Source organism: Mumia zhuanghuii (assembly GCF_042681565.1).
Taxonomy (GTDB): domain Bacteria; phylum Actinomycetota; class Actinomycetes; order Propionibacteriales; family Nocardioidaceae; genus Mumia.
This window is the reverse complement of the sequence record NZ_JBHUFT010000008.1, coordinates 857,167-879,906: the sequence shown is the minus strand read 5'-3', so window position 1 is coordinate 879,906 and position 22,740 is coordinate 857,167. Positions and strand designations below refer to the sequence as shown.

Below are 22,740 nucleotides of genomic sequence, written 5' to 3'. Positions count from 1 at the left end.
GCCCTCGCGGTTGTCAGTGGCTGTGCTGGTCGGTACGGCGAAACTCAGTGGAAGGAGTCACCGCACGCGCACGAGCCGGTCGCGTTGGGGTTGTCGATCGTGAAGCCCTGCTTCTCGATCGTGTCGACGAAGTCGATCGTCGCGCCGTGGAGGTAGGGGACGCTCATGCGGTCGACGACGACCGAGACGCCCTCGAACTCGCGGGTCTCGTCACCGTCGAGCGTGCGCTCGTCGAAGAACAGCTGGTAGCGCAGGCCAGAGCAGCCGCCCGGCTGCACGGCGATACGGAGCGCGAGGTCCTCGCGTCCCTCCTGCTCGAGGAGGCTCTTCACCTTGGCGGCGGCGCCGTCGGTGATCTCGACGCCGCTGATGGTCTCGGTGCCGTCTGTGCTCTGCACGGTCATGTGTTCTCCCGAAGTCTCTGGTGCGGGGCTCGTCCGTTGAAGGGACAGGGCACCACGTCGTCTCATTCCCACCGTACGACACCACGATACGCAGCAGGTACTGCAGTGCCGCAGGGCTCCCACCAGCGTACGCCGTGCCCGGAAGTCGTGACCGCTCGTCCGGGGAACGGCCGCTGGGTGTCAGACCTGCGACCACGTACGCGCGATGCGCTCGGCCAGCCGGGCGAGCCTCTCCCCTGCGTCGTCACCAGCCTGCTCCCCCAGCAGGTCCGCCGTCGCGTACGCCGCCTCGACGCCCATCGCGCGGCGCTCCCTCGCCCCCACCTCCACGCGGTCGGCCAACACCACGCACGGCCTCAGGGCCGCGCCTGCGACGGCTGCGACCCCGTAGACCACGGTGCCCTCGCGAGAGGTCACGTCGTAGGCGTCCACGCCGGTGAGGACCACGTCAGTCGCCCGCGCCGCAGCCTGCAGGCCCACTAGGTCGGCCACCGCCGCGACGCCCGGCACGCTCGTGGCCCCCAGGACCTGGAGGGCGAACCCGAGACCGCCGGCAGCGCCTGCTCCGGCGGCGTCGGCGACGCGCCGCTGCGCCGGGCCGGGCCCGCAGACCGCGACCACGAACGCGTCGAGGATCGTGTCGACACGGGCGACTGCTGCGTCGTCGAGGCCCTTGCCCGGTCCGTCCGACCGTACGGCCCCGAAGAGCCCCAGCAGCGGGCTGCCGACGTCGGTCGCGACGACCAGCTCGGTCGGGCCGATCCGCTCCCGTACGGGGCCGAGATCGACCGCGGAGACGCCTGCCAAGCCCCCTGGGCCTGCCGCGAGAGGCACATCTGCGCGGGCGCCGAGCGCGCTCAGCATGCCCGCGCCGCCGTCCGTCGTCGCGCTGTCGCCGAGGCCCACGACGATGCGCTGGGCGCCGGCCTCGAGCGCGGCCGCGATCAGGTCACCCACACCCGCGCTCGTCGCCTCGAGAGGAGCTCGCCGGACGGCGACGTGCGGACCGCACGCCGACGCGGACTCCACGAAGGCCGTACGACGGCCGTCGTCGTCGGCGAGCAGCATCAGGCCGCGTACGGGGCCGCCCAACGGGCCTCGCACGTCGACCTCGGTCCGCTCACCGCCCACCGACGCGTGCAGCGCGTCGACGAAGCCGCGCCCCGCGCCGGACATCGGGACGATGTCGAGGACGTCACCGGGCGCCGTACGGTACCAGCCTGACGCGATGGCCTCCCCTGCCGCGGACGCGCTCAGCGCGCCCGCGAAGGCGCCCGGAGCGACGAGCACCCGCACGGGATCAGGCCAGGGCCTTCTCGGCGGCGGCCAGCAGCACGCACGTCGCCAGGACGTCCATCGCAGTCCGGACGTCGTCGATGGTCGGGAACGAGGGCGCGATGCGGATGTTGCGGTCGCGCGGGTCCTTGCCGTACGGGAACGACGCCCCGGCCGGGGTCAGGGCCACGCCCACGCCCTTGGCGAGCTCGACCACGCGCGAGGCGGTGCCGTCGACGACGTCGAGACTCACGAAGTAGCCGCCGGACGGGCGCGTCCAGGTCGCGACGTCGTACGAGCCGAGGCGCTCGCTGAGCACCTCCTCGACGGCCGCGAACTTCGGCGCGAGCAGGGCACGGTGCTGGCGCATCAGCGCCCGCACGCCATCGGCATCGCCGAAGAGTCGTACGTGACGCAGCTGGTTGACCTTGTCCGGACCGATCGAGCCGAACTTGAGGTGGCTCTTGAACCACGAGACGTTTGCCGGCGAGCTGCCGAAGAAGGCCACCCCTGCCCCGGCGAACGTGATCTTGGAGGTCGACGCGAACACGAGCACCCGGTCGGGGTGTCCACCGGCAGCAGCGAGGCTCAGCACGTCGGCGGTCTTGGCCTCGTCGTCGCTCAGGTGGTGGACCGCGTACGCGTTGTCCCAGAAGATACGGAAGTCGGGCGCGGCCGCGGGCATCGCCATCAGGCGTGCGGCGACCTCGGGGGACGTGACGCCACCGGTGGGGTTGGCGTACGTGGGGACGAGCCACATCCCTTTGATCGTCGGGTCAGCGGCGACGAGCGCGGCGACCTGGTCGACGTCGGGGCCGTCGTCGTCCATGTCGACGGGGATCATCTCGATGCCGAACGACTCCAGCAGCGCGAAGTGACGGTCGTACCCGGGCACCGGGCACAGGAAGCGCACCGTCTCCTCAGCCGCCCACGGGCGCGGCGACTCGGCGAAGCCGTGGAGCAGCGCCCAGACGAGGGTGTCATGCATCAGCGTCAGGCTCGAGCTGCCTTGCGCGAGCAGCTGCGCGACGGGGATGCCGAGCAGCTCGGCAAAGATCTCGCGCAGCTCGACGAGCCCGTCGAGGCCGCCGTAGTTGCGCGTGTCGGTGCCGTCCGCCGCGCGGTAGTCGGCCTCACCCGGCAGCGCGAGCAGCGCCTGCGACAGATCCAGCTGCTCGGGCGACGGCTTGCCCCGCGTGATGTCGAGCGACAGGCCGCGCGAACGCAGCTCTTCGTACGCCGCGCGCTGCGTCGACAGCAGGGTGCCGAGCGCATCACGATCAAGGGTGTCGATGCTCATGGGGTGTCCTCGCAAGACGTGGTCAACGGCGCGTCGACGGTCTCAGACGCGCCACGGTCGAATCTATCGACTGCCTCCACCGAGCCCGGGAGCGCCCCAGATGGCGAGCCACCGGCCGAGGTCCTTCTCGACCGGGAGGTCGTCGCTGACGATCCCGCGGACCTGAAGCTCGAGGGCGTTGTCGCGCCGGGGCTCGGCGACCGGGACGAACGGATAGAACGTCCCACGCTTGAAGAGGTAGACCAGCCCGACGGGCCGGCCGTCGCTCGTCGTGAAGTCGACCACCGAGCAGAGCAGCTGCGGGCCGAACCCGTTGTCGACGAGCGTGCTGTTGACGGCGTGGAGGTCGGTGACGAGGCCGCCCACGTCCTCCGGGTCGTGGCGGACGACCAGCCAGGTGAACCCGTACGAGTCGACCGACCGCTCGACCTGCGGCCCGCCGTCGGCGTCGAGCAGCTCCTGCACGTCCGCCTGCATGGTGCTGAAGGCGGCGCCCTCGGTCTGGCGGTAGCAGACCGACCCGATGCCGGTCGGCTTGATGCCGGCCGCGGCCTCGAGGGTGATCGCCGCCGACGGAAGGCTGAAGAGCGCGTCGAGGTTGGCCTGGACCGGCTTGGAGCGGCCCATCAAGGAGTCCCAGAAGCCCATCGCGGCCTCAGAGGGGGCGGCCGAGGTCGGCCGAGATCTGGGCGAGCTGCTCGAGGCGCTTCTCGACGGGCGGGTGGGAGCTCATCAGGCCGGCGAGCGTGTCGCGGGAGAAGGCCGGGGTCGCGAAGAAGAACGCGCTCATGTTCTCGACCTGGCGCAGATCCTTGCTCGGGATGCGTCCCATGTCACCGGTGATCTTGGTCAGTGCCGACGCGAGAGCCGAGGGCTTGCCCGTGAGGTAGGCGCCCGACCGGTCCGCGCTCAGCTCGCGGTAGCGCGACAGGGCCCGCGTCAGCAGGAAGCTGATGAAGTACGCGATGAGGCTGGCAATCCAGACGACGAGGAACATCAGTGCGGTGTTGTTGTTGCGGTCGCGGCTGTTGCCCATGAACGGGAACCAGCGGATCAGGAACCCGGCGAGGAGACCGAGCGACGACGCCACGGTCATCACCGAGACGTCGCGGTTGGCGACGTGGGCGAGCTCGTGGCTCAGCACCCCCTCCAACTCCTCGGCGTCGAGGCGCCGCAGGATGCCGGTCGTCACGCAGATGGCCGAGTGGCTCGGCGAGCGCCCCGTCGCGAAGGCGTTGGGAAGGTCGGTGTCGGCGATGGCGACGGCCGGCTTCGGCATGTCGGCCAGCGCGCAGAGGCGGTCGATCATGCCGTGCAGCTCGGGTGCCTGCTCAGGAGTGACGACCCGCGCACCCATCGAGGCGAGCGCGAGCTTGTCCGAGAAGTACCACTGGGCCCATGCCATCCCGACCACGATCACCGCGGCCAGGGCGGCGTTGGGCATCACGGTGATCAGCACGGCGCCGAACGCCAGGTAGAGCGCCACGAGTCCCAGGCTGACCGCGCCCATCCGGCGGGTCAGACCTGCATCGCTGCGGAATCTCGTCCTCGACATGTTCCCTCTCTCAAGGCCCTCGGGGGTAGAGGGCCGCCTGTCACGCTTCAACGCACGACACGCCTCGGACGTTCCCGCGGGGCTGCCGCGGGAACGTCCGTCGTACGGGTGTCAGCGACGTCAGCCAGGAATGAAGCGTCAGCCAGGAATGAAGCCGTCAGCCCCGAGCAGGTCCTCGACCTCGGCGAGCGAGGCGTCAGAGGGCGGCAGGACGAGGTCGGACTCGACGAGCTCCTCGTCCGGCACCTCCTTGCCGATCTGCCGGACGAGATCGAGGAGGTTGGTCAGCGCGTCGCCGAACGCCTCCTCGTCGTGTGCGGCCACGGCCGCCTCGACAGCGTCGTCGAGTCCGTTGAGGCGGTCGAGCGCGTCGTCAGCGACCTCGAACTGGCCCTCGGACATGATCCGGACGATCACGCCTGGCCCTCCTGCTTCTTCTCGGTGGCCTCGGAGGCGCCGAGTGCGGGCTTCTCAGCGCCGGTGCCGAGCTGGTGCTTCATCGCCTCGAGCTCGGCGTCCACGCTCGACGTCGAGGCGAGCGCGTCCAGCTCGCGGCTGATGTCGTCGTTCGGGCCGGCGGTGACGTCGTCGAGGGCACCGGAGGCGAGCAGCTCGTCGACGGCTCCGGCACGGGCCTGCATCTGCGCCGTCTTGTCCTCGGCACGCTGCACCGCGAGACCGACGTCGCCCATCTCCTCGGAGATGCCGGAGAAGGCCTCGGTGATGCGCGTCTGCGCCTCCGCGGCGGTGTAGGTCGCCTTGATCGTCTCCTTGCGGGTACGGAAGGACTCGACCTTTGCCTGGAGCCTCTTGGACGCGAGGGTGAGCTTCTCCTCCTCCGCCTGCAGCGACGCGTGCTGGGTGTTGAGGTCGGCGATCTGCTGCTCCAGACCCGAGCGGCGGGTCAGCGCCTCCCGTGCGAGATCCTCGCGATTGGCGGCGAGCGCCTTCTTGGCCTGGTCCTGGAGCTTGGTCGACTGCTGCTGCAGCTGGTTGATCTGCAGCTCGACCCGCTTGCGGCTGGTCGCGACGTCGGCCACCCCACGACGGACCTTCTGAAGCAGCTCGAGCTGCTTCTGGTAGCTGTAGTCGAGCGTCTCGCGCGGATCCTCCGCCTTGTCGAGCGCTGCGTTGGCCTTGCTGCGGAAGACCATGCCCATCCGCTTCATGATGCCCATCGTGGAGTCTGTCCCCTTCACAAGATCGCTGTTCCCCCCACCTTACGGGCAGCGGTGACCTTCTGGCACCGGAGGACGACAGGTAGTCTCGGGGCATCCCCCGCTGCCGCGACGGCCTGGCCGTCAGACGTCCGCGGCCCGATCCCGACGACCCGAGGCACCAGTGTTCCGACGCAAGAACGAGTACGACGCCAGCCACGAGCAGCCCGCCCCCGAGCCGAAGCCGGACGGCAAGGGACGCCCGACCCCCACCCGCAAGGAGGCGGAGGCGGCCCGCAAGGCGGCGCTGAAGACGCCCGCGTCACGCAAGGACACCGCTCGCGCCGAGCGGGAGCGCCGTTCCAAGGACCGCGTCAAGATCCGCGAGGCGATGACGACCGGCGACGACCGCTACCTGCCGCCGCGCGACAAGGGGCCGGTCCGCAGGCTCGTCCGCAACGTCGTCGACTCGCGCCGCAACGTCGGTGAGTACCTCATGCCGATCCTCGTCATCATCTTGCTCGTGAGCCTCGTCCGCGCCCCGTGGGCGATCCTCGCGATCTACGTCTTGTGGGTCACGGTCATCCTCGGCACGATCGTCGACTCGTTCCTCCTGGTGCGCCGCGTCAAGCGCGAGGTCGCCGCGAAGTTCCCCGACGCGAGCACGCGCGGGCTCACCACGTACGCGATCATGCGCAGCACCCAGATCCGTCGCCTGCGGCTGCCGAAGCCGCAGGTCTCACACGGCGAGTCGTACTGAGGCTCGCCCTACGGGTGGAGTGACATCGGTCCGAACACCCGGCGGCCGTCCTCGAAGAGCGTGACCTGGTCGATCCCGTGGTCGGCCAGGTCCGCGTAGACCTCACCCACCCACGACTCGGCGTCGCCACGGCTGGCGAACGTGCCGCCGTCGTCCTCCGGGGTCACGGGAGTTCCGTCAGCGGTCTCGAAGCGCCAGGTCCACACCATGCCCGCAGCCTAGGGCGTACGGCGTCCGCGCCGCGGCACGGGCGGTGGTACGTCGCTCAGCGGGTCGAGGACTCCACGAACGGGGGCGCGGTCACGACGAAGGTCTCCGTACGGCCGCGCACGTCGACCGTGACCTCGTCGCCCACCGCGACACGTCGGTCGAGCAGCGCGAGCGCGACACCCTTGCGAAGGGTCGGCGAGAACGTCCCCGAGGTCACGCGGCCGATCTCGGCACCGCCCGCCGCGACGGCCATCCCGGGTCGGGCGATGCCACGCCCGGCGGCGACCAGCCCCCGCAGCAGCGGCACCTCGCCGGCCGCCCGCTGCGCGAGCAGCGCGTCGCGGCCCCAGTACTGCGGCTTGTCCCAGCCCACGGCCCACCCGACTCGGCCCATCACGGGCGAGATGTCGCGCGAGAGGTCCTGCCCGTGCAGCGGATATCCCATCTCCGTACGGAGGGTGTCGCGGGCGCCGAGCCCGCACGCACGGATGTCGTACGCCTCGCCGGCAGCCATGATCGCGTCCCAGGCGGCAAGCGCGGCTGCGGCGGGGACCACGAGCTCGTACCCGCGCTCGCCGGTGTAGCCCGTACGGCAGACCGTGACCGCCTCGCCGCCGAGCTCGGCCTCCGCGTACGACATGTAGTCGTGCGAGACGGGGAGTCCGATCGCGGCCAGCGTCTCGTCGCTGCGCGGTCCCTGGACGGCGAGGACGGCGAAGTCGTGGTGCCGATCGGTGATCGTCAGGCCCTCGGGCGCACCCTCGCGGAGGCGGCGCACGACCTCGGCCGTGTTCGCGGCGTTCGGGATCAGCAGCACGTCGTCGTCTGCGCGCCGGTAGACGATGAGGTCGTCGACGACACCCCCGTCGTCGTCGCAGCACAGCGTGTACTGCGCCTGCCCCGCACCGATCCGCCCTAGCGCGTTCGTGAAGCACCCGTCGAGGTAGTCGACGGCACCGGAACCCTGCACGGTGACCTTGCCGAGGTGGCTGACGTCGAACACGCCCACGGCCTCCCGTACGGCCTTGTGCTCAGCGAGGACTCCCCCGCCCACGTACTCCAGCGGCATCTCCCACCCTCCGAACTCCGCGAGCTTCGCTCCGAGATCGAGGTGGCGGCGGTGCAGGGGCGACTGGGCAAGCGTCATGCCCAGAACCTATCCCGACCCTCGGTAGGGTGGCGGGCATGGCCTCGAAGCATGCAGAGCCCTCGTTCACCCTCAGCTCCGCCTCCCCCGCCTCGACCCGCGCGGACGTGATCGTCATCGGAGTCGGCCCAGACCTCAAGGCGGTCGCACCCGCAGACTCGGTGGGGCTCGCCTTCGGCCGGTCCTTCAAGCCGACGCTGACCGCGCTCGGATTCCGCGGCAAGACCGGCGACCTGGCAGTGATCCCGACCGCCGGCGTGATCAAGGCCGCGACGGTGATCGCCGTCGGGCTCGGGGACGACCCCACATCGACCGTCCTGCGCAAGGCCGCCGCGAAGGCGGTCAAGGCAGTCCACAACGCCTCGACCGTGACCTTCGCGCTGCCGACCGCGGACGCCGATGCCGTACGGGCGATCGCCGAGGGGGCGCTGCTGGGCGGATACCGGTTCGACCGCTACCGGACACGGGACGAAGACCGCGAGGAGGCGGCCGACCGCCCCAACGCGATCGTGATCCTGACCCGCCTGTCACGCGACGCCGACGCGATCGCCGCGCTCGACGCCGGCGTCACCACGGCCGCGTCCGTCAACCTGACGCGCGACTGGGTCAACACCGGGCCGGGCGACCTCACGCCCGCCGCGTTCGCCGACGCGGTCACCGAGGCGGCCAAGGACGTTCCCGGGGTCAAGGTCACCGTCTGGGACGAGGCACGTCTGGCCAAGGAGAGCTGCGGAGGCGTCCTCGGCGTCGGTCAGGGCTCGACCCACCCGCCACGGGTCGTCCAGCTCACGTACAAGCCCAAGAATCCCGCCGCCCACCTGGCGCTGGTCGGCAAGGGCATCACGTTCGACTCCGGCGGCCTCAGCCTCAAGCCCGGCGCGAGCATGATGACGATGAAGTGCGACATGGCCGGAGCCGCTTCGGTGATCGCGGCGACGCTCGCCATCGCCGCGCTCGAGCTGCCGGTCCGTGTCACGTGCGTCGCGCCGATGGCCGAGAACATGCCCAGCGGCTCCGCGCTGCGCCCCGGTGACGTGCTGGAGATCCGAGGCGGGACGACGGTCGAGGTGCACAACACCGACGCCGAGGGCCGGCTCGTCCTCGCCGACGCGCTCGTCCTCGCGAACGAGGCCGAGCCGGACGTCCTCGTCGATGTCGCGACCCTCACCGGGGCGTGCATCGTCGCGCTCGGCGAGCGCACCGCCGGTGTCCTCGGCAACGACGACGCGCTGCGTGGTCAGGTCGTCGAGATCGGCGAGTCGGTCGGCGAGGCCTTCTGGCCGCTCCCGATCACTGACGAGGTGAAGAGCCGCGTCAAGAGCTCCGACATCGCCGACCTCCGCCAGCACAACCCGAAGCCGGCCGGCGGCGCGCTGTTCGCCGCGGCGTTCCTTCAGCAGTTCGTCGGCGAGACAACGTGGGCACACCTCGACATCGCGGGCCCGGCGTTCAACGACGCGGGCGCGTACGACGAGGTGCCGAAGGGCGGCACAGGCGCCAGCGTCCGTACCCTCGTCGGCCTGGCAGAGAGCCTCGCCAAGAAGATCGACTGAGTGCGACCCGCCGGGTCAGCCGTCGGAGGCCTCGCGGTCGCGGCGCTTGCGCTGGGCGGCGACCCGGCGGTTGTACTCACGCATGCGCTGCGGATAGCCGACGACGGCAGCGTCGTACGTCGGCACCTGGTGCTTGTTGCCGAAGTCGTGGGCCCATGCGGCCGAGGGGACGCGACGCCGCGTCCACTCACCGTCCTTGGAGACCAGCAGCAGCGTGACCTGCGAGACCGCGGTCGGCGGCTCGACGAACCCCTCGACTCCCGCCCTTGACGCGATGAACTTCTCGAGGTGCGCGCGATCGGTCGCGTCGGCAGCCCTGTCGGACACCACGGCGCCACCGCCGGTACGGCTCTGCTTCTTGCGGCGGAAGAGGCCCATCGGGTGTGCTCCTGCGGGTCGGGACGGCGCTGCTGCGGCGTGCTCTTACCTCCAGTCTGCCGTACCGGCGGGTAGCGCCCCCACGTGTGCACCCCCTTGTGCGCAGTGACAAGATGAGGGGCGTCAGAAGCGGCGATGACCTCGCCGGCGACACCATCCGGAGGCCTTTCGTGACCCAGCCCGCCCCTCATGAGCACGACGTTGTCGTGCTCGGTGGCGGTAGCGGCGGTTATGCGACGGCGCTCCGTGCCCGCCAGCTCGGGCTGAGCGTCGCACTCGTCGAGCAGGACAAGCTCGGCGGCACGTGCCTCCACCAGGGCTGCATCCCGACCAAGGCGCTGCTGCACGCCGCCGAGGTCGCCGATGCGGCCCGCGACTCGGCCGCCTTCGGTGTCCGGGCCACGTTCGAGGGCGTCGACATGCCCGCAGTCAACGCGTACCGCACCGGTGTGGTCGACCGCCTCTACCGCGGCCTGCAAGGTCTGATCCGTGGTGCCGAGATCGACGTCGTCACGGGCACGGGACGACTGGTCGGCCCGCGATCGGTCGCCTTCGGCGACACCGTCGTGACCGGCAAGAACCTCGTGATCGCCACCGGCTCGTACGCCCGCACACTTCCTGACGTCGAGATCGGCGGCCGTGTCGTCACGTCTGACGGGGCGCTCGCGCTGACCGACGTGCCGCGCAGCGTGGTCGTGGTCGGCGGGAGCGTCATCGGTGTCGAGCTCGCGTCGGTCTGGCGCTCGTTCGGCGCCGACGTCACCATCGTCGAGGCACTCTCCCGGCTCGTGCCGGCGGAGGACGCGACCCTGTCGACGCAGCTCGAGCGCGCGTTCCGCAAGCGCGGCATCGCCTTCCGGACGGGCACGTCGATCACCGGCGTCAAGCAGGACGAGTCCTCCGCGTTCGTGACTCTCGAGGGCGGGGACGTCCTCGAGGCCGACCTCGTCCTGGTCGCCGTCGGCCGCGGTCCCCGTACGGAGGGGCTCGGGCTCGCCGACCACGGCATCACGCTCGAGCGCGGCTTCGTCGTCACCGACGAGCGGCTCCGGACCTCGGTCGAGGGCGTGTACGCCGTCGGCGACGTCGTCCCGGGGCTCCAGCTCGCCCACCGGGGGTTCGCCCACGGCCTCTTCGTCGCCGAGGAGATCGCGGGGCGCGCACCGCGGCCGGTGGTCGACGCGGGCATCCCCCGCGTGACCTACTGCGAGCCTGAGCTGGCCTCGGTCGGACTCACCGAGGAGCAGGCTCGCGCGGCGTACGGTGACGACGCGGTCACCACGTACGAGTACAACCTCGCCGGCAACGGCAAGACGCAGATCCTCCGCTCGGCCGGCCTCGTCAAGGTCGTCCGTGAGGCCGACGGCCCCATCCTCGGGGTCCACATGATCGGGTCCCGGATCGGCGAGCAGGTCGGCGAGGCATCCTTGTGGGTGAACTGGGACGCGTTCCCCGAGGACGTCGCCGCCTACATGCACGCCCACCCCACCCAGAACGAAGCTCTCGGCGAAGCCGCACTGGCGCTCGCCGGGTCACCACTCCACGCACACGCCTGAGATCAAGACAGGGGTCACCCATGGCAACGCCCGTCACGCTTCCAGAGCTCGGAGAGAGCGTCACCGAAGGGACCGTCACGCGCTGGCTGAAGCAGGTCGGCGAGACGGTCGCTGTCGACGAGCCGCTGCTGGAGGTGTCCACTGACAAGGTCGACACCGAGATCCCGTCGCCGGTCGCCGGCGTCCTCCTCGAGATCGCCGCCGCCGAGGACGAGACCGTCGAGGTCGGCGCCGTGCTCGCGACGATCGGTGAGGAGGGCGAGTCCACGGGCGACGCCGCTCCGGCCAGCGAGGCCCCCGCAGAGGAGACGCCCGAGGAGCCTGCCGCGGAAGAGCAGGCCCCCGAGGAGCCCGCCGGCGAGGCCAGCACTCCCCCGCAGACCGAGGCGACCCCCGCGGTGGCCGCTGAGCAGGAGCAGGAGGCGCCCGCCGCCGAGGCCGCGCCGGCCGACTCGGGCGACGCCACGCCGGTCACCCTCCCCGAGCTCGGCGAGAGCGTCACCGAGGGTACGGTCACGCGCTGGCTGAAGCAGGTCGGCGACGAGGTCGCCGTCGACGAGCCGCTGCTCGAGGTCTCTACCGACAAGGTCGACACCGAGATCCCGTCGCCCGTCGCAGGGACGCTCCTGGAGATCTCCGCTGCCGAGGACGAGACCATCGAGGTCGGCGCCCAGCTCGCGCTCATCGGCGCGGCAGGTGCTGCCCCGCAGGCCGCGAGCGCGCCGTCGGCCCCGGCATCGCAGCCCGAGCCCGCCGCTGAGCCCGAGCCCGCCGCTGAGCCCGAGCCCGCCGCTGAGCCCGAGCCCGCCGCTGAGCCCGAGCCCGAGCCCGCGGCCTCCGTACAGGCTCAGCCCGCCGCTCCGGCCGCTCCGGCACAGTCCGAGCCCGCCGCACCGACGAGCGCACCGAGCGCCGTCAAGCCTGACGGCCGTCAGTACGTGACGCCGATCGTCCGCAAGCTCGCTGAGCGCGAAGGTGTCGCACTCGACGACGTCGAGGGCACCGGCGTCGGCGGTCGTATCCGCAAGCAGGACGTGCTCGACGCCTCGGCCAAGGCCAAGGAGGCTGCCGCCGCTGCCGCGAAGGCCAAGGAGGAGGAGGCAGCTCCCGCTCCCGCCGCCGCTGCTGCACCCGCCGCCGCCGACCGCGACCTGTCCGGTCTCGCCGGTACGGTCCAGAAGGCGAACCGCATCCGTCAGCTCACCGCGATCAAGACCAAGGAGTCCCTCCAGGTCGCGGCGCAGCTCACGCAGGTCCACGAGGTCGACCTCACCCGGATCGCGGCGCTGCGCGCGAGGCACAAGGCGTCGTTCCTCGAGCGCGAGGGTGTCAAGCTGACCTACCTCCCGTTCATCGCCAAGGCGACGGTCGAGGCGCTCAAGGCGCACCCGAACATCAACGCCTCGTACGACGAGGACGCCAAGGAGATCACCTACCACGCGGCGATCAACCTCGGCATCGCCGTCGACACCGAGCGCGGTCTGCTGTCGGTCGTCGTCCACGACGCCGGTGACCTGAGCCTCGCGGGCCTCGCACAGCGGATCAACGACCTCGCCACCCGGGCACGCAGCGGCAACATCAAGCCGCACGAGCTCTCGGGTGGCACGTTCACCGTCACCAACATCGGCTCGTTCGGCGGTCTGTTCGACACGCCGATCATCGTGCAGCCGCAGGCAGCGATGCTGGCGACCGGCGCGGTCGTCAAGCGGCCGGTCGTGGTGAGCGACGTCGACGGCAACGACACGCTCTCGATCCGTGCGATGGCCTACCTCCCGCTGACGTACGACCACCGTCTCGTCGACGGTGCCGACGCCGGCCGCTTCGTGACGACGGTCAAGAAGCGCCTCGAGGCCGGTGCCTTCGAGGACGAGCTGGGCTGACGCCCGGCGTCCGCCACCAAACGGACAGAACCGCATGCCCCGGCCAAGATGGGGGCATGCGGTTCTGTGTGTGTGGGGCATCCGGCTTTCTCGGCAACGCGCTGGCAGCGCGGCTTCGAGCGCAGGGCCACACGGTCGTCAGTCACGTCCGCCGCGAGCCCGACGGTCCCGACGAGTCACACTGGGACCCTGATGTCGGAGAGGTCGACCAGGCGGTGATCGATGCCTCCGACGTCGTCGTGAACCTGTCCGGCGCCGCGATCGCGCACTGGCCGTGGACGCCCTCGTACCGACGTGAGCTCCTCGACTCGCGGGTGAGCACCACGACCACGATCGCCGAGGCGGTCGCCCGCGCGCCTCAGCCGCCGGCCCTGCTGTCCGGGAGCGGCATCAACGCGTACGGGGAGGACCGTGGCGACACGCTTCTCGTCGAGGGGACGCCCCGCGGTCCAGGTTTTCTCGCCGACGTCGTCGAGGCCTGGGAGGTGTCAGCAGCTCCGGCGATCGCGGCAGGCGCGCGGGTGTGCTTCCTCCGTACGGCGCCGGTCCTCGACCGCTCGGGCGGCCTCCTGCGGGTGGTCGCGCTGCCGTTCCGGCTCGGCGTGGGCGGACGGCTCGGTTCTGGGCAGCAGTATTTCCCCATGATCAGCCTGCGCGACTGGCTCGGGGCCGTCACGTTCCTCGCTGAGGACGCCGACGCCTCGGGCCCGTACAACCTCGTCGCCCCAGAGCCCGCGACCAACGCCGAGTTCACCCGTGCGCTGGCCGGAGCTCTCCACCGGCCTTCGATGGTCCCTGTCCCGTCCCTCGCGATGCGCCTCGCGCTCGGAGGGCTCTCGGCTCTCGCCCTCGGGTCGCTGCGAGCCGCGCCGCGCAAGCTCGAGGAGGAGGGCTTTACCTTCGCCGACCGGGACGTACGCGACGTCGTCGCGACCGCCCTCGATGCGAAGGGGCAATCGGCCGCTTGAGAGCCTCGCTCGTCAGTCGCCCGGGGTGACGACCGACTGCACCTCGTCGACCCGCAGCGCGGCGGTCGCGGTCGGGCTCGTGAGCGTGGCAGGCGCGCCCTCGATGTTCGCGACGGGTGTGCCGTTGACCTCGAAGCTCAGGCTGTAGACGGACTCAGCCGTCACGGCGTAGGCGGGGCGGCCATCGACACTCTCGCTCCCACCGACGGACGCGCGGTTGTAGGCGTGGCGGCAGTTCGTCTGCGCCTCCTCACGCGTCGAGGCGGCCTCACACGTGAGGGTGGTCCCGTCCCCCGTGGTCACCACCAGGTGCTCGAACGTCGCGATGGCGACGAGCCCGAACGCCGACGACCCCGTCTGGTTCTGCTGCTGACCGGTGGCCCAGAACCACGTGTCGAGGTTGACGATCGTGCGGTTCTGGGGGCTGATCTGGATGACCGGTGTCGCGAGGTCGATGTTGCCGACCGCCTCCAGGGCCTGCTCGAGCAACGACGGCACCTCGGGCTCATCGTCAGACCAGTAGGCCGCACCCCACTGGTGCATCCCGTTGATCAGGCAGACCTGCACGCGCGCCTCGGACTCCTCGTTCGGCTTCTCGCCGTCGGGAAGGGCGACGGGTGGAAGGGCGACGACGTCGATGCACGGATTCGCGCCCACGCAGTAGACCGCACTCGGCTTCCGGCCGGCCCAGTCGTCCGGACTCATGCCGCTGACGTCGCACGTCGGCTCGGCCGGCGTGCCGCCGTCACCTGGGTCACCTGGCTGCCCTGGCCCCCCGCCCCCGGGGATCACGCACTTGTAGCCGAGCCCGGTCCACTCTGCAACAGCCGGAGGGGTGCAGACAGGCTCGGCACTCCATGCCGGCGCGGATGAGAGGACCGAGACGCCGATCGTGGCGGCCGCCGACACGACCAACGCGATGATCGTTCGTGACACGAGATTCAGCACGACCCCTCCTTGACCTTCGGTGTGGCGACCAACCATGCATCGTCGACTCGCTCGAGCTGGATGGTGAGGGGGCTGCGCGCTCCGCCGATCGCGCCTGCACCTGCCTCCGACTGGCCCTTGTCGACGATGAAGGCGTTGGTCGCGTCCAGGCACCCTTGCGCTTCGGCCGTTCCTGCGGTGATCGTCACGGCGGAGGGGGTGAACACGGCCTCGCCGATGCGGTGCTTGCCCACCTTCTCCGTCAGACCCTGCTCGTCCCGCACGACCTGTGCGTAGAGCTGGTCGGTGACCTTGCCCTTGAGGGACTCGGCGACCGGCTCCGCGCCGCGCGCGAAGATGGCGGACGCATAGGCGTGCACCGCGTCGACGACCTCGCGCTCCTCAGCGGTGAAGCCGTCCGCGTCCTCGCTCGCCTCGGCGGACGGACTGGCCGACGCCGCCGCCTCGAGGCCCGAGCCCTCGTCGTCGGAGCCGCACGCGCTGAGAGTCAGGGCTGCGGCCAGGGCGACAGCGGCGAACCACCGGGGTCGTCGGCTCGTCACAGGGGTCCTCCGTCGGTGTGGGGCGCGATCAGGGGCGTCTCACCCCGCCACACCCTAACGTCGTCGGGTGTCACGTCTCAACGCATTCCGTCGCATCGCCGCTGGTCACCCGGCCAGTCGCTCCGTCGCCGAGATGCGCCAGCCTGCGGGCGTACGGACGAGCACGATGCGGCGGTCCGTCGCGCCGTCGCTCGGCAGCGTCCGCCAGGCACCGCCCGGGTGCCGGACGCGGACGGGCTGGAGGCGGTCGACCACCCGCAGGACCGTACGGGTCGGCGACTCGCTCTCGACGCCGAACCGCAGCACCTCGAACCGCACGTCGGCGATCTCGAGGCCGCGGGCGGCGTAGCCCCGTACGAGACGCTCGTCGTCGTCCCGGAGCCGGCTGCCCGGCGCGTACACGTCGTCGAGGAGGCTCGGGTCGGCGCGGACGAACGCGGCCGACCGCCCGTCGTCGAGCACCGCCAACCGCTCCATCCAGCCGGCGCTCTGCGTGACCGCGCCGGCGGCGATCACCACCGCGCACACCAGGCTCACGGGATCCATCGCGCCAGCATCGCGCGATCGTGCACCTGTCCGCGCCCGTCGTCCACAGGCCAGGCGACGAGCGCGCCGCGTTAGGGTGACTGCGTGAGTGCGCTGGAGGTCCGCAGGATCGGGCTCGGGTCCGAGGAGACCGACTACGAGGAGATGTGGGCGCTGCAGCGCGCACTGCACGCCGACCGCGTCGCCGACACGGGCGGCGACATCGCGCTCTTCCTCGAGCACGCCCCGGTCTTCACCGCCGGCAAGCGCACCGAAGACTGGGAACGTCCCCGCGACGGCAGCCTCGTCGTCGACATCGACCGCGGCGGCAACATCACCTTCCACGGCCCCGGGCAGCTCGTCGGCTACCCGATCGTGAAGCTCCCCCCGCACGTCCTCGTCGTCGACTACGTCCGCCGCGTGGAGGAGGCGATGATCCGTACCGTCGCCGACCTCGGCGTCACTTGCGGGCGCGTCGAGGGGCGGTCCGGAGTGTGGGTCGCCGCCGACGAGCGTGGACCCGAGCGCAAGCTCGGCCAGATCGGCATCCGCGTCGCCGGTGGCGTGACCATGCACGGGCTCGCTCTCAACGCGTGCGTCGACATGAGGTGGTTCGACAAGATCGTGCCGTGCGGCATCGCCGACGCCGGAGTCACGTCGCTGAGCCTCGAGCTCGCCCGTACGGTCACCACGACCGAGGTCGCCGACGCTCTCGAACCGCACCTGCGCGAGCTGCTGTCGTGGCAGCCGTACACGCCAAGCCCCGATCTCGCGCACGTCGCCATCTCAGGAGCTGTCTCGTACGGGCTCGCGTCGCACCTCGCCTGACCGCCCCCTTGCGATCACCGGACGGCGCGTAGGGTGAGTCACGTGACGCTCGCACCCGAAGGACGCAAGCTGCTCCGGCTGGAGGCTCGCAACGCCGAGACCCCGATCGAGAAGAAGCCGGCTTGGATCAAGACCCGGGCCAAGATGGGCCCCGAGTACACCGAGCTCAAACAGCTCGTGAAGTCCGAGGGACTGCACACGGTCTGCCAGGAGGCGGGCTGTCCCAACATCTACGAGTGCTGGGAAGACCGCGAGGCCACCTTCCTCATCGGCGGCGAGGAGTGCACGCGACGCTGCGACTTCTGCCAGATCGCCACCGGCAAGCCGGCGCCGCTCGACCGCGACGAGCCCCGCCGGGTCGCCGAGAGCGTCCGCACCATGGGCCTGCGCTACGCCACGATCACCGGAGTCGCGCGCGATGACCTGCCCGACGGCGGCGCGTGGCTCTACGCCGAGACCGTCCGCAAGATCCACGAGCTCAACCCGGACACGGGCGTCGAGAACCTCATCCCCGACTTCAACGGCACGCCGGAGCTGCTCGAGGAGGTCTTCGCGTCCCGCCCCGAGGTGCTGGCGCACAACGTCGAGACCGTCCCACGGATCTTCAAGCGGATCCGTCCGGCGTTCCGCTACGAGCGCTCGCTCGACGTGCTGACGCAGGCGCGGGCGTACGGGCTCGTCACGAAGTCCAACCTCATCCTCGGGATGGGCGAGACCCGCGACGAGGTGTCGCAGGCCATGCGCGACCTGCACGACGCCGGCTGCGAGCTGCTGACGATCACCCAGTACCTCCGCCCCTCTCCCCTGCACCACCCCGTCGAGCGCTGGGTGAAGCCGGAGGAGTTCGTCGAAATGGGAGCCGAGGCCGAGGAGATCGGCTTCGCGGGTGTGCTCTCCGGCCCGCTGGTCCGTTCCTCGTACCGCGCCGGGCGTCTGTACCACCAGGCGATCGAGGCCCGCTCCGCCGTATCGCGCTGACGCCCGACCGGTATCCTGGGCGCATGTCCACTCCTGAGTCGCAGCCGGAGGGCCGCATCGCCCAGATCCGGGCCGCCTACAAGATCACCAAGCGCGCCGACCGTACGATCGGACTGCGCCTGCTGGCGTGGTTCCTCGTCGTCGGCGGCGCCGTGTTCGCGCTCGGCTGGTTCCTCGGCGGCGGCGGTGGACTGCTCGGGATCGTCCTCACCTCGCTGCTGTCGGTCCTCACCGGTGTGCTCGCCGCCCTGATCGTCTTCGGGCGCCGCGCCGAAAAGGCCGCGTACGCTCAGGTCGAGGGCCAGGTCGGCGCTGCTGCCGGCGCGCTCGGCATGCTCAAGCGTGGATGGAAGGTCGACCAGGCGGTCGCCTTCACCAAGAGCCAGGACGTCGTCCACCGCGTCGTCGGCCCGCCCGGCATCGTCCTTGTGGGCGAGGGCAACCCCGGTCGCGTCCGCAACCTCCTGACGACTGAGCGCAAGAAGACCGCGCGCATCGTCGGCGAGGAGGTGCCGATCACGCTGATCGTCGTGGGCAAGGACACCGACAAAGGCGAGGTTCCCCTCCCCAAACTGGTCAACAAGCTGCGCAAGTCCAAGCGTGTGCTCAAGCCGGCGCAGATCACGCCGATCCTCAACAAGCTCAAAGCGCTCGACGCGATGCGTCCGCAGGCGCCGCTGCCTCGCGGTCCCGTGCCGACCAGCGGCAAGGGCGCACGCCGGATGATGCAGGGCCGCTGATCTCGGCGGTCGGGCAAGGGCGCGCCAGCGGGCCCTACTCGGCGGTGGTGCGCGGACGAATGTAGGTGATCACCGAGCCCGCGACCACGTCGTGCAGGCCCCGACCCTCCTTGTTCTGGAGGAGCGGCGGCACGACCAGGCACAGGAGCGCAGTACGGACGAAGGCGCGCAGGCCGATCGGACGCCCGTTCGGGCCGACGACGCAGATCCCGGTCACCCGCTTGCCGATCGAGAACCCGAGGGTTCCGTCGAGGAGCGACACCTCGATCCAGAACGCGAACAGCACCCACGCTGAGGCGGTCGCGTCCGGCCCGTAGACGGGGGTCGAGGTCACGATGGAGACGGTCAGCATCGCGACGACCCAGTCGAGCACCAAGGCGGCGAGCCGGCGCCCGAACCCTGCGATCTCGGGCATCGACGTGGCTGCTTGCGGGGAGTTCTGGGACACGCGACCAGGGTACGTGGCGCCGCATCCCGGGTTTCGGAGCACCCCGAGGACTTCGTAACATGGGTGAAACATTCGGGTCATGGCTGGGAAACTGACCCTGCCTACGTTCGGGGAGACACATCGATGTGCCCCAGTTCGACCCCCCGTATACGACGGCCGGTCTGCGTGCAGTGCGCTCGGCCGAGGAGGCTTCATGTTCTCTAACCGCGACGAGCTCTTGGCCTATATCAGGAACGAGGGCGTCAAGTTCGTCGACGTCCGCTTCACCGATCTTCCCGGCATCCAGCAGCACTTCACGGTGCCGGTGTCGTCGTTCGACGAGTCGGTGTTCGAAGACGGCCTGATGTTCGACGGCTCCTCGGTGCGCGGCTTCCAGGCGATCCACGAGTCCGACATGGCGCTGTTCCCGGACCCGTCGACCGCCTACATCGATCCGTTCCGCCCGGAGAAGACCCTCGCGCTCGAGTTCTTCATCCACGACCCGCTGACCGGCGAGGCGTACTCGCGCGACCCGCGCAACATCGCCCGCAAGGCCGAGGCCTACCTCGCGAGCACCGGCATCGGTGACACGGCGTTCTTCGCGCCGGAGGCGGAGTTCTACGTCTTCGACAAGGCGCGCTTCGAGACCAGCGCCAACCGCGGCTTCTACGAGATCGACTCGATCGCCGGCGCGTGGAACACGGGTGCTGAGGAGGAGGCCCGCGGCTACAAGGTCCGCTACAAGGGCGGCTACTTCCCCGTCTCCCCCACCGACCACTTCGCGGACCTGCGCAACGACATGGTCATCCACCTCGAGGACGCGGGGCTGCAGGTCGAGCGCGCGCACCACGAGGTCGGTACGGCCGGTCAGGCGGAGATCAACTACCGCTTCGACACGCTGCTCAAGGCGGCGGACGATGTCATGAAGTTCAAATACATCATCCGCAACACCGCGTGGGCCGCCGGCAAGACGGCGACCTTCATGCCGAAGCCGATCTTCGGCGACAACGGCTCGGGCATGCACTGCCACCAGTCGATCTGGAAGGACGGCGAGCCGCTCTTCTACGACGAGGCCGGCTACGGCGGCCTGTCCGACATGGCGCGCCACTACATCGGCGGCATCCTCAAGCACGCGCCGTCGCTGCTCGCGTTCACCAACCCCACGGTGAACTCGTACCACCGTCTGGTTCCGGGCTTCGAGGCGCCGATCGCCCTCGTCTACAGCTCGCGCAACCGCTCGGCGTGTGTCCGCATCCCGATCACCGGCTCGAACCCGAAGGCCAAGCGCATCGAGTTCCGCTGCCCCGACCCGTCGGCGAACCCGTACCTCGCGTTCTCCGCGCTTCTGCTCGCCGGCATCGACGGCATCAAGAACAAGATCGAGCCGCCGGAGCCGGTCGACAAGAACATCTACGAGCTGCCGCCGGACGAGTACAACCAGATCGAGTCGGTCCCGACGTCGCTCGACGCCGTCCTCAACTCGCTCGAGGCCGACCACGAGTTCCTGACCCAGGGCGACGTCTTCACGCCGGACCTGATCGAGACGTGGATCGAGTTCAAGCGCGAGCACGAGATCGCCCCAATCCAGCAGCGTCCGCACCCGCACGAGTTCGAGCTGTACTACGACATCTAGTCACGCGTGGGTGATGCCTACCGACTGAGTGCCTGAAATGGCCCCTGACCTGCGAGGACACCTTTCAACGTCTTCCAGCGTCAGGGGTCGTTTTCCGTTCGTCTGCGGCCCCAGTGCGGCCCAAGCGGCGATCTCGCGGAATACCCGTACCGGGTATATGTGCCCAATCACTCATAGTTAGCTGGGCCAAGGATGGCTGGTTCACCGGGAGGGGCCCAGAACCGTCTCGAGCAGGCAGCCCGGCGCAGAGCGACGCCCGCAACGGCCGAGCGTGTCTGAGTTGACTGGGTATGCCCCGTCGCAGTCACCGTCTGGACGTCGTATCAGCCTCGCAGTGTTTCGCAGGCATGTTGCACACTCGGTGGCTGCTTGCCTTCGGCGTGTTGGTCCATCAGGCAATAGGCCGGGCGGACACCGTAGGGTCAACGGTGTGACGCGCTAGGGCGCCGACTCATGGGGAGTTTCAGCGACCACCGGTGCTCGGCGGTCGTGGCGCGACTCGGTGACGTCGATCGAGGTGAATACGCCGCCGTTCTGGGCGATCGCCGTCGCGACCACGCCGACGACACCGTGGTCGGGCTCGGTGTAGAGCCTCATGGTGACGGAGTACGACGATGCGGTTGGCTTTGAGGTACGAGTGGTCGCTCCTACTGTGTGATTAGCGTCGACTCTGTCGAGAGCGCAGCGACTCGAATGGGCTCCCGGGTCGCGACGTGCTCGTACGGACTAGCTGTGCAGGCCGCGCAGGACCTCGTAGAAGTTCGCCTTGCCTTCAAAGCCGATGCCGGGCCGGTCGTCGAGCGGAACCCTGCTGCCTTCGACGACGGCGTCGTCGGCGAAGCCGCCGGTGGGCTGGAACTCACCGGGGTAGGACTCGTTGCCGCCGAGCTTCAGAGCGGCGGCGATGTGCAGCGAGAACTGGTGGCCGCCGTGAGGGATGCAGCGGCGTGAAGACCAGCCATGCTGGGCGAGCATGTCCTGGATGCGCCTGTACTCGACGAGCCCGTAGCTGAGCGCAGGGTCCACCTGAATGTAGTCGCGGTCCGGCCGCATACCGCCGTACCTCACGAGGTTGCGGGCATCCTGCAGCGAGAACAGGTTCTCGCCTGTCGCGATCGGGTTCTTGTAGTGCTCGGAGAGGGTCGCGTTGAGCCGGTAGTCGAGCGGGTCGCCGACCTCCTCGTACCAGAACAAGCCATAAGGATCGAGCGCGCGCGCGTACTCGAGCGCCTCGTCGAGGTTGAAGCGTCCGTTGACGTCGACGGCGAGCCGGGACCCGTCCCCGTCGAGGACTTCCAGGACGGCCTCGATGCGCCGCAGGTCCTCTGTCAGGGGTGCCCCACCGATCTTCATCTTGACGACGTCGTATCCGGCGTCGATGAAGCGACGCATCTCGTCCTGGAGGTCGCTGTCGCTCTTGCCCGGGGCGTAGTAGCCACCCGCGGCGTAGACGAAGACGGAGTCGTCGGGATCGCCGTCGCCGTAGTGGTCAGAGATCCATCGATAGAGCGGAACACCCGCGATCTTGGCGGCGAGGTCATGCAGCGCCATGTCGACCACCCCCACGGCCACGGAACGCTCCCCGTGGCCACCGGGCTTCTCGTTGCGCATCATGGTGTCCCAGGCCAGCGAAGGCGACAGGTCCCCTGCTTCGTCGAGGATCGCGCCCTCTGGGGCGTCCATCAGGCGGGGCAAGATGCGGCGGCGAAGAATCTCCCCCGCCGAGTAGCGACCGTTGGAGTTGAACCCGTAACCGACCAACGGCTTGCCGTCGACAACCACGTCGCTCACCAGCGCGAGGATCGAGCAGTCCATGGTAGAGAAGTCGATGAAGGCGTTGCTCATCGATGAGCTGATGGGGATCACCCCCTCGTGGGCGGAGACGATACGCATGGAGCAACCTTTCTCGTAACTTATAAGAAGTAGACGGTAGACAAGGATTGTGACGTCCCGCGGAGCACGTCACAGTGCGGACG

The 22,740-nt window shown here is 70.0% G+C and carries 25 protein-coding genes; 9 read left to right on the top strand and 16 right to left on the bottom strand.

The features are described from left to right. Positions 1–44: 44 nt before the first annotated feature. The 7 genes from erpA to ACFSDF_RS12630 all read right to left on the bottom strand — a co-directional run bounded on the left by erpA (position 45) and on the right by ACFSDF_RS12630 (position 5,712). Entirely contained in the window at positions 45–404 is a 360-nt protein-coding gene (erpA, locus tag ACFSDF_RS12660) for an iron-sulfur cluster insertion protein ErpA (protein WP_167008237.1), read from the bottom strand. A 180-nt stretch (positions 405–584) separates the two neighbouring features. Further along, the gene (locus ACFSDF_RS12655) at positions 585–1,700 is read right to left on the bottom strand and encodes a glycerate kinase family protein (protein ID WP_167008234.1); all 1,116 of its coding nucleotides are present in this window, start codon (positions 1,698–1,700) and stop codon (positions 585–587) included. A 4-nt stretch (positions 1,701–1,704) separates the two neighbouring features. Beyond that, a complete protein-coding gene (locus ACFSDF_RS12650; protein ID WP_167008231.1) occupies positions 1,705–2,979 on the bottom strand; it encodes an aspartate aminotransferase type Ic in 1,275 nt (424 codons plus the stop codon). A gap of 63 nt (positions 2,980–3,042) precedes the next feature. Next, on the bottom strand, positions 3,043–3,627 hold the full coding sequence (pspAB, locus tag ACFSDF_RS12645; RefSeq protein WP_167008228.1) for a PspA-associated protein PspAB: 585 nt from the start codon (positions 3,625–3,627) through the stop codon (positions 3,043–3,045). A 7-nt stretch (positions 3,628–3,634) separates the two neighbouring features. Further along, on the bottom strand, positions 3,635–4,534 hold the full coding sequence (gene htpX, locus ACFSDF_RS12640; protein WP_167008226.1) for a zinc metalloprotease HtpX: 900 nt from the start codon (positions 4,532–4,534) through the stop codon (positions 3,635–3,637). Positions 4,535–4,672: 138 nt separating this feature from the next. Then, positions 4,673–4,951, bottom strand: coding sequence for a PspA-associated protein PspAA (gene pspAA / locus ACFSDF_RS12635; RefSeq protein ID WP_139088294.1), 279 nt, complete (start codon positions 4,949–4,951; stop codon positions 4,673–4,675). Then, positions 4,948–5,712 carry a PspA/IM30 family protein gene (locus tag ACFSDF_RS12630; protein WP_208322510.1) on the bottom strand — a complete coding sequence of 255 codons (765 nt, stop codon included), beginning with the start codon at positions 5,710–5,712 and terminating at the stop codon, positions 4,948–4,950. Before ACFSDF_RS12630 ends, pspAA begins: the two co-directional genes overlap by 4 nt. A 163-nt stretch (positions 5,713–5,875) precedes the next feature. Here ACFSDF_RS12630 and ACFSDF_RS12625 point away from each other — a divergent pair, with 163 nt between their 5' ends. Continuing rightward, positions 5,876–6,451 carry a DUF3043 domain-containing protein gene (locus ACFSDF_RS12625; protein ID WP_167008224.1) on the top strand — a complete coding sequence of 192 codons (576 nt, stop codon included), beginning with the start codon at positions 5,876–5,878 and terminating at the stop codon, positions 6,449–6,451. 8 nt (positions 6,452–6,459) lie between these two features. Here ACFSDF_RS12625 and ACFSDF_RS12620 read toward each other — a convergent pair whose 3' ends face one another. Both ACFSDF_RS12620 and gcvT read right to left on the bottom strand, forming a co-directional pair. Continuing rightward, on the bottom strand, positions 6,460–6,660 hold the full coding sequence (locus ACFSDF_RS12620; RefSeq protein ID WP_167008222.1) for a hypothetical protein: 201 nt from the start codon (positions 6,658–6,660) through the stop codon (positions 6,460–6,462). Between the two features lie 56 nt (positions 6,661–6,716). Continuing rightward, entirely contained in the window at positions 6,717–7,808 is a 1,092-nt protein-coding gene (gene gcvT / locus ACFSDF_RS12615) for a glycine cleavage system aminomethyltransferase GcvT (RefSeq protein WP_167008220.1), read from the bottom strand. A 38-nt stretch (positions 7,809–7,846) separates the two neighbouring features. Here gcvT and ACFSDF_RS12610 point away from each other — a divergent pair, with 38 nt between their 5' ends. Beyond that, complete coding sequence (locus ACFSDF_RS12610) at positions 7,847–9,361, top strand: leucyl aminopeptidase (RefSeq protein WP_167008217.1); 1,515 nt, start codon at positions 7,847–7,849, stop codon at positions 9,359–9,361. 15 nt (positions 9,362–9,376) lie between these two features. Here ACFSDF_RS12610 and ACFSDF_RS12605 read toward each other — a convergent pair whose 3' ends face one another. Then, positions 9,377–9,739 (bottom strand): hypothetical protein, encoded by a 363-nt coding sequence (locus ACFSDF_RS12605; RefSeq protein WP_167008215.1) that lies wholly within the window; start codon positions 9,737–9,739, stop codon positions 9,377–9,379. Between the two features lie 170 nt (positions 9,740–9,909). Here ACFSDF_RS12605 and lpdA point away from each other — a divergent pair, with 170 nt between their 5' ends. Genes lpdA through ACFSDF_RS12590 form a run of 3 tightly spaced genes read left to right on the top strand, consistent with a single transcriptional unit; the run spans position 9,910 to position 14,143 of the window. Further along, a complete protein-coding gene (gene lpdA, locus ACFSDF_RS12600; RefSeq protein WP_377157731.1) occupies positions 9,910–11,295 on the top strand; it encodes a dihydrolipoyl dehydrogenase in 1,386 nt (461 codons plus the stop codon). A gap of 20 nt (positions 11,296–11,315) precedes the next feature. Then, on the top strand, positions 11,316–13,175 hold the full coding sequence (gene sucB, locus ACFSDF_RS12595) for a 2-oxoglutarate dehydrogenase, E2 component, dihydrolipoamide succinyltransferase (protein ID WP_377157729.1): 1,860 nt from the start codon (positions 11,316–11,318) through the stop codon (positions 13,173–13,175). 56 nt (positions 13,176–13,231) lie between these two features. Then, positions 13,232–14,143 (top strand): TIGR01777 family oxidoreductase, encoded by a 912-nt coding sequence (locus ACFSDF_RS12590; RefSeq protein ID WP_377157727.1) that lies wholly within the window; start codon positions 13,232–13,234, stop codon positions 14,141–14,143. Between the two features lie 12 nt (positions 14,144–14,155). Here ACFSDF_RS12590 and ACFSDF_RS12585 read toward each other — a convergent pair whose 3' ends face one another. From ACFSDF_RS12585 to ACFSDF_RS12575, 3 genes are all read right to left on the bottom strand, one after another. Continuing rightward, the gene (locus ACFSDF_RS12585) at positions 14,156–15,091 is read right to left on the bottom strand and encodes a hypothetical protein (protein WP_167251914.1); all 936 of its coding nucleotides are present in this window, start codon (positions 15,089–15,091) and stop codon (positions 14,156–14,158) included. Beyond that, complete coding sequence (locus ACFSDF_RS12580) at positions 15,085–15,633, bottom strand: hypothetical protein (protein ID WP_167251765.1); 549 nt, start codon at positions 15,631–15,633, stop codon at positions 15,085–15,087. Before ACFSDF_RS12580 ends, ACFSDF_RS12585 begins: the two co-directional genes overlap by 7 nt. A 105-nt stretch (positions 15,634–15,738) precedes the next feature. Further along, the gene (locus ACFSDF_RS12575) at positions 15,739–16,179 is read right to left on the bottom strand and encodes a hypothetical protein (protein ID WP_167008200.1); all 441 of its coding nucleotides are present in this window, start codon (positions 16,177–16,179) and stop codon (positions 15,739–15,741) included. A gap of 84 nt (positions 16,180–16,263) precedes the next feature. Here ACFSDF_RS12575 and lipB point away from each other — a divergent pair, with 84 nt between their 5' ends. The 3 genes from lipB to ACFSDF_RS12560 are packed head-to-tail and all read left to right on the top strand — an operon-like array spanning position 16,264 to position 18,704. Beyond that, positions 16,264–16,986 (top strand): lipoyl(octanoyl) transferase LipB, encoded by a 723-nt coding sequence (lipB, locus tag ACFSDF_RS12570; protein ID WP_167251915.1) that lies wholly within the window; start codon positions 16,264–16,266, stop codon positions 16,984–16,986. Between the two features lie 42 nt (positions 16,987–17,028). Further along, on the top strand, positions 17,029–17,964 hold the full coding sequence (lipA, locus tag ACFSDF_RS12565; RefSeq protein ID WP_167008194.1) for a lipoyl synthase: 936 nt from the start codon (positions 17,029–17,031) through the stop codon (positions 17,962–17,964). 23 nt (positions 17,965–17,987) lie between these two features. After that, positions 17,988–18,704 (top strand): DUF4191 domain-containing protein, encoded by a 717-nt coding sequence (locus ACFSDF_RS12560; RefSeq protein ID WP_167008191.1) that lies wholly within the window; start codon positions 17,988–17,990, stop codon positions 18,702–18,704. Positions 18,705–18,738: 34 nt separating this feature from the next. On the opposite strand, the gene ACFSDF_RS12555 is transcribed toward ACFSDF_RS12560, so the two are convergent. Further along, entirely contained in the window at positions 18,739–19,152 is a 414-nt protein-coding gene (locus tag ACFSDF_RS12555) for an RDD family protein (protein ID WP_167008188.1), read from the bottom strand. 193 nt (positions 19,153–19,345) lie between these two features. On the opposite strand from ACFSDF_RS12555, the gene glnA reads away from it, so the two are divergent. Continuing rightward, the gene (glnA, locus tag ACFSDF_RS12550) at positions 19,346–20,764 is read left to right on the top strand and encodes a type I glutamate--ammonia ligase (RefSeq protein ID WP_167008186.1); all 1,419 of its coding nucleotides are present in this window, start codon (positions 19,346–19,348) and stop codon (positions 20,762–20,764) included. Positions 20,765–21,202: 438 nt separating this feature from the next. On the opposite strand, the gene ACFSDF_RS12545 is transcribed toward glnA, so the two are convergent. Beyond that, entirely contained in the window at positions 21,203–21,361 is a 159-nt protein-coding gene (locus tag ACFSDF_RS12545; RefSeq protein WP_377157723.1) for a hypothetical protein, read from the bottom strand. Positions 21,362–21,490: 129 nt separating this feature from the next. Next, positions 21,491–22,657, bottom strand: a complete 1,167-nt coding sequence (locus ACFSDF_RS12540) for a mandelate racemase/muconate lactonizing enzyme family protein (protein ID WP_377157721.1) — start codon at positions 22,655–22,657, stop codon at positions 21,491–21,493. Positions 22,658–22,740: the final 83 nt, after the last annotated feature.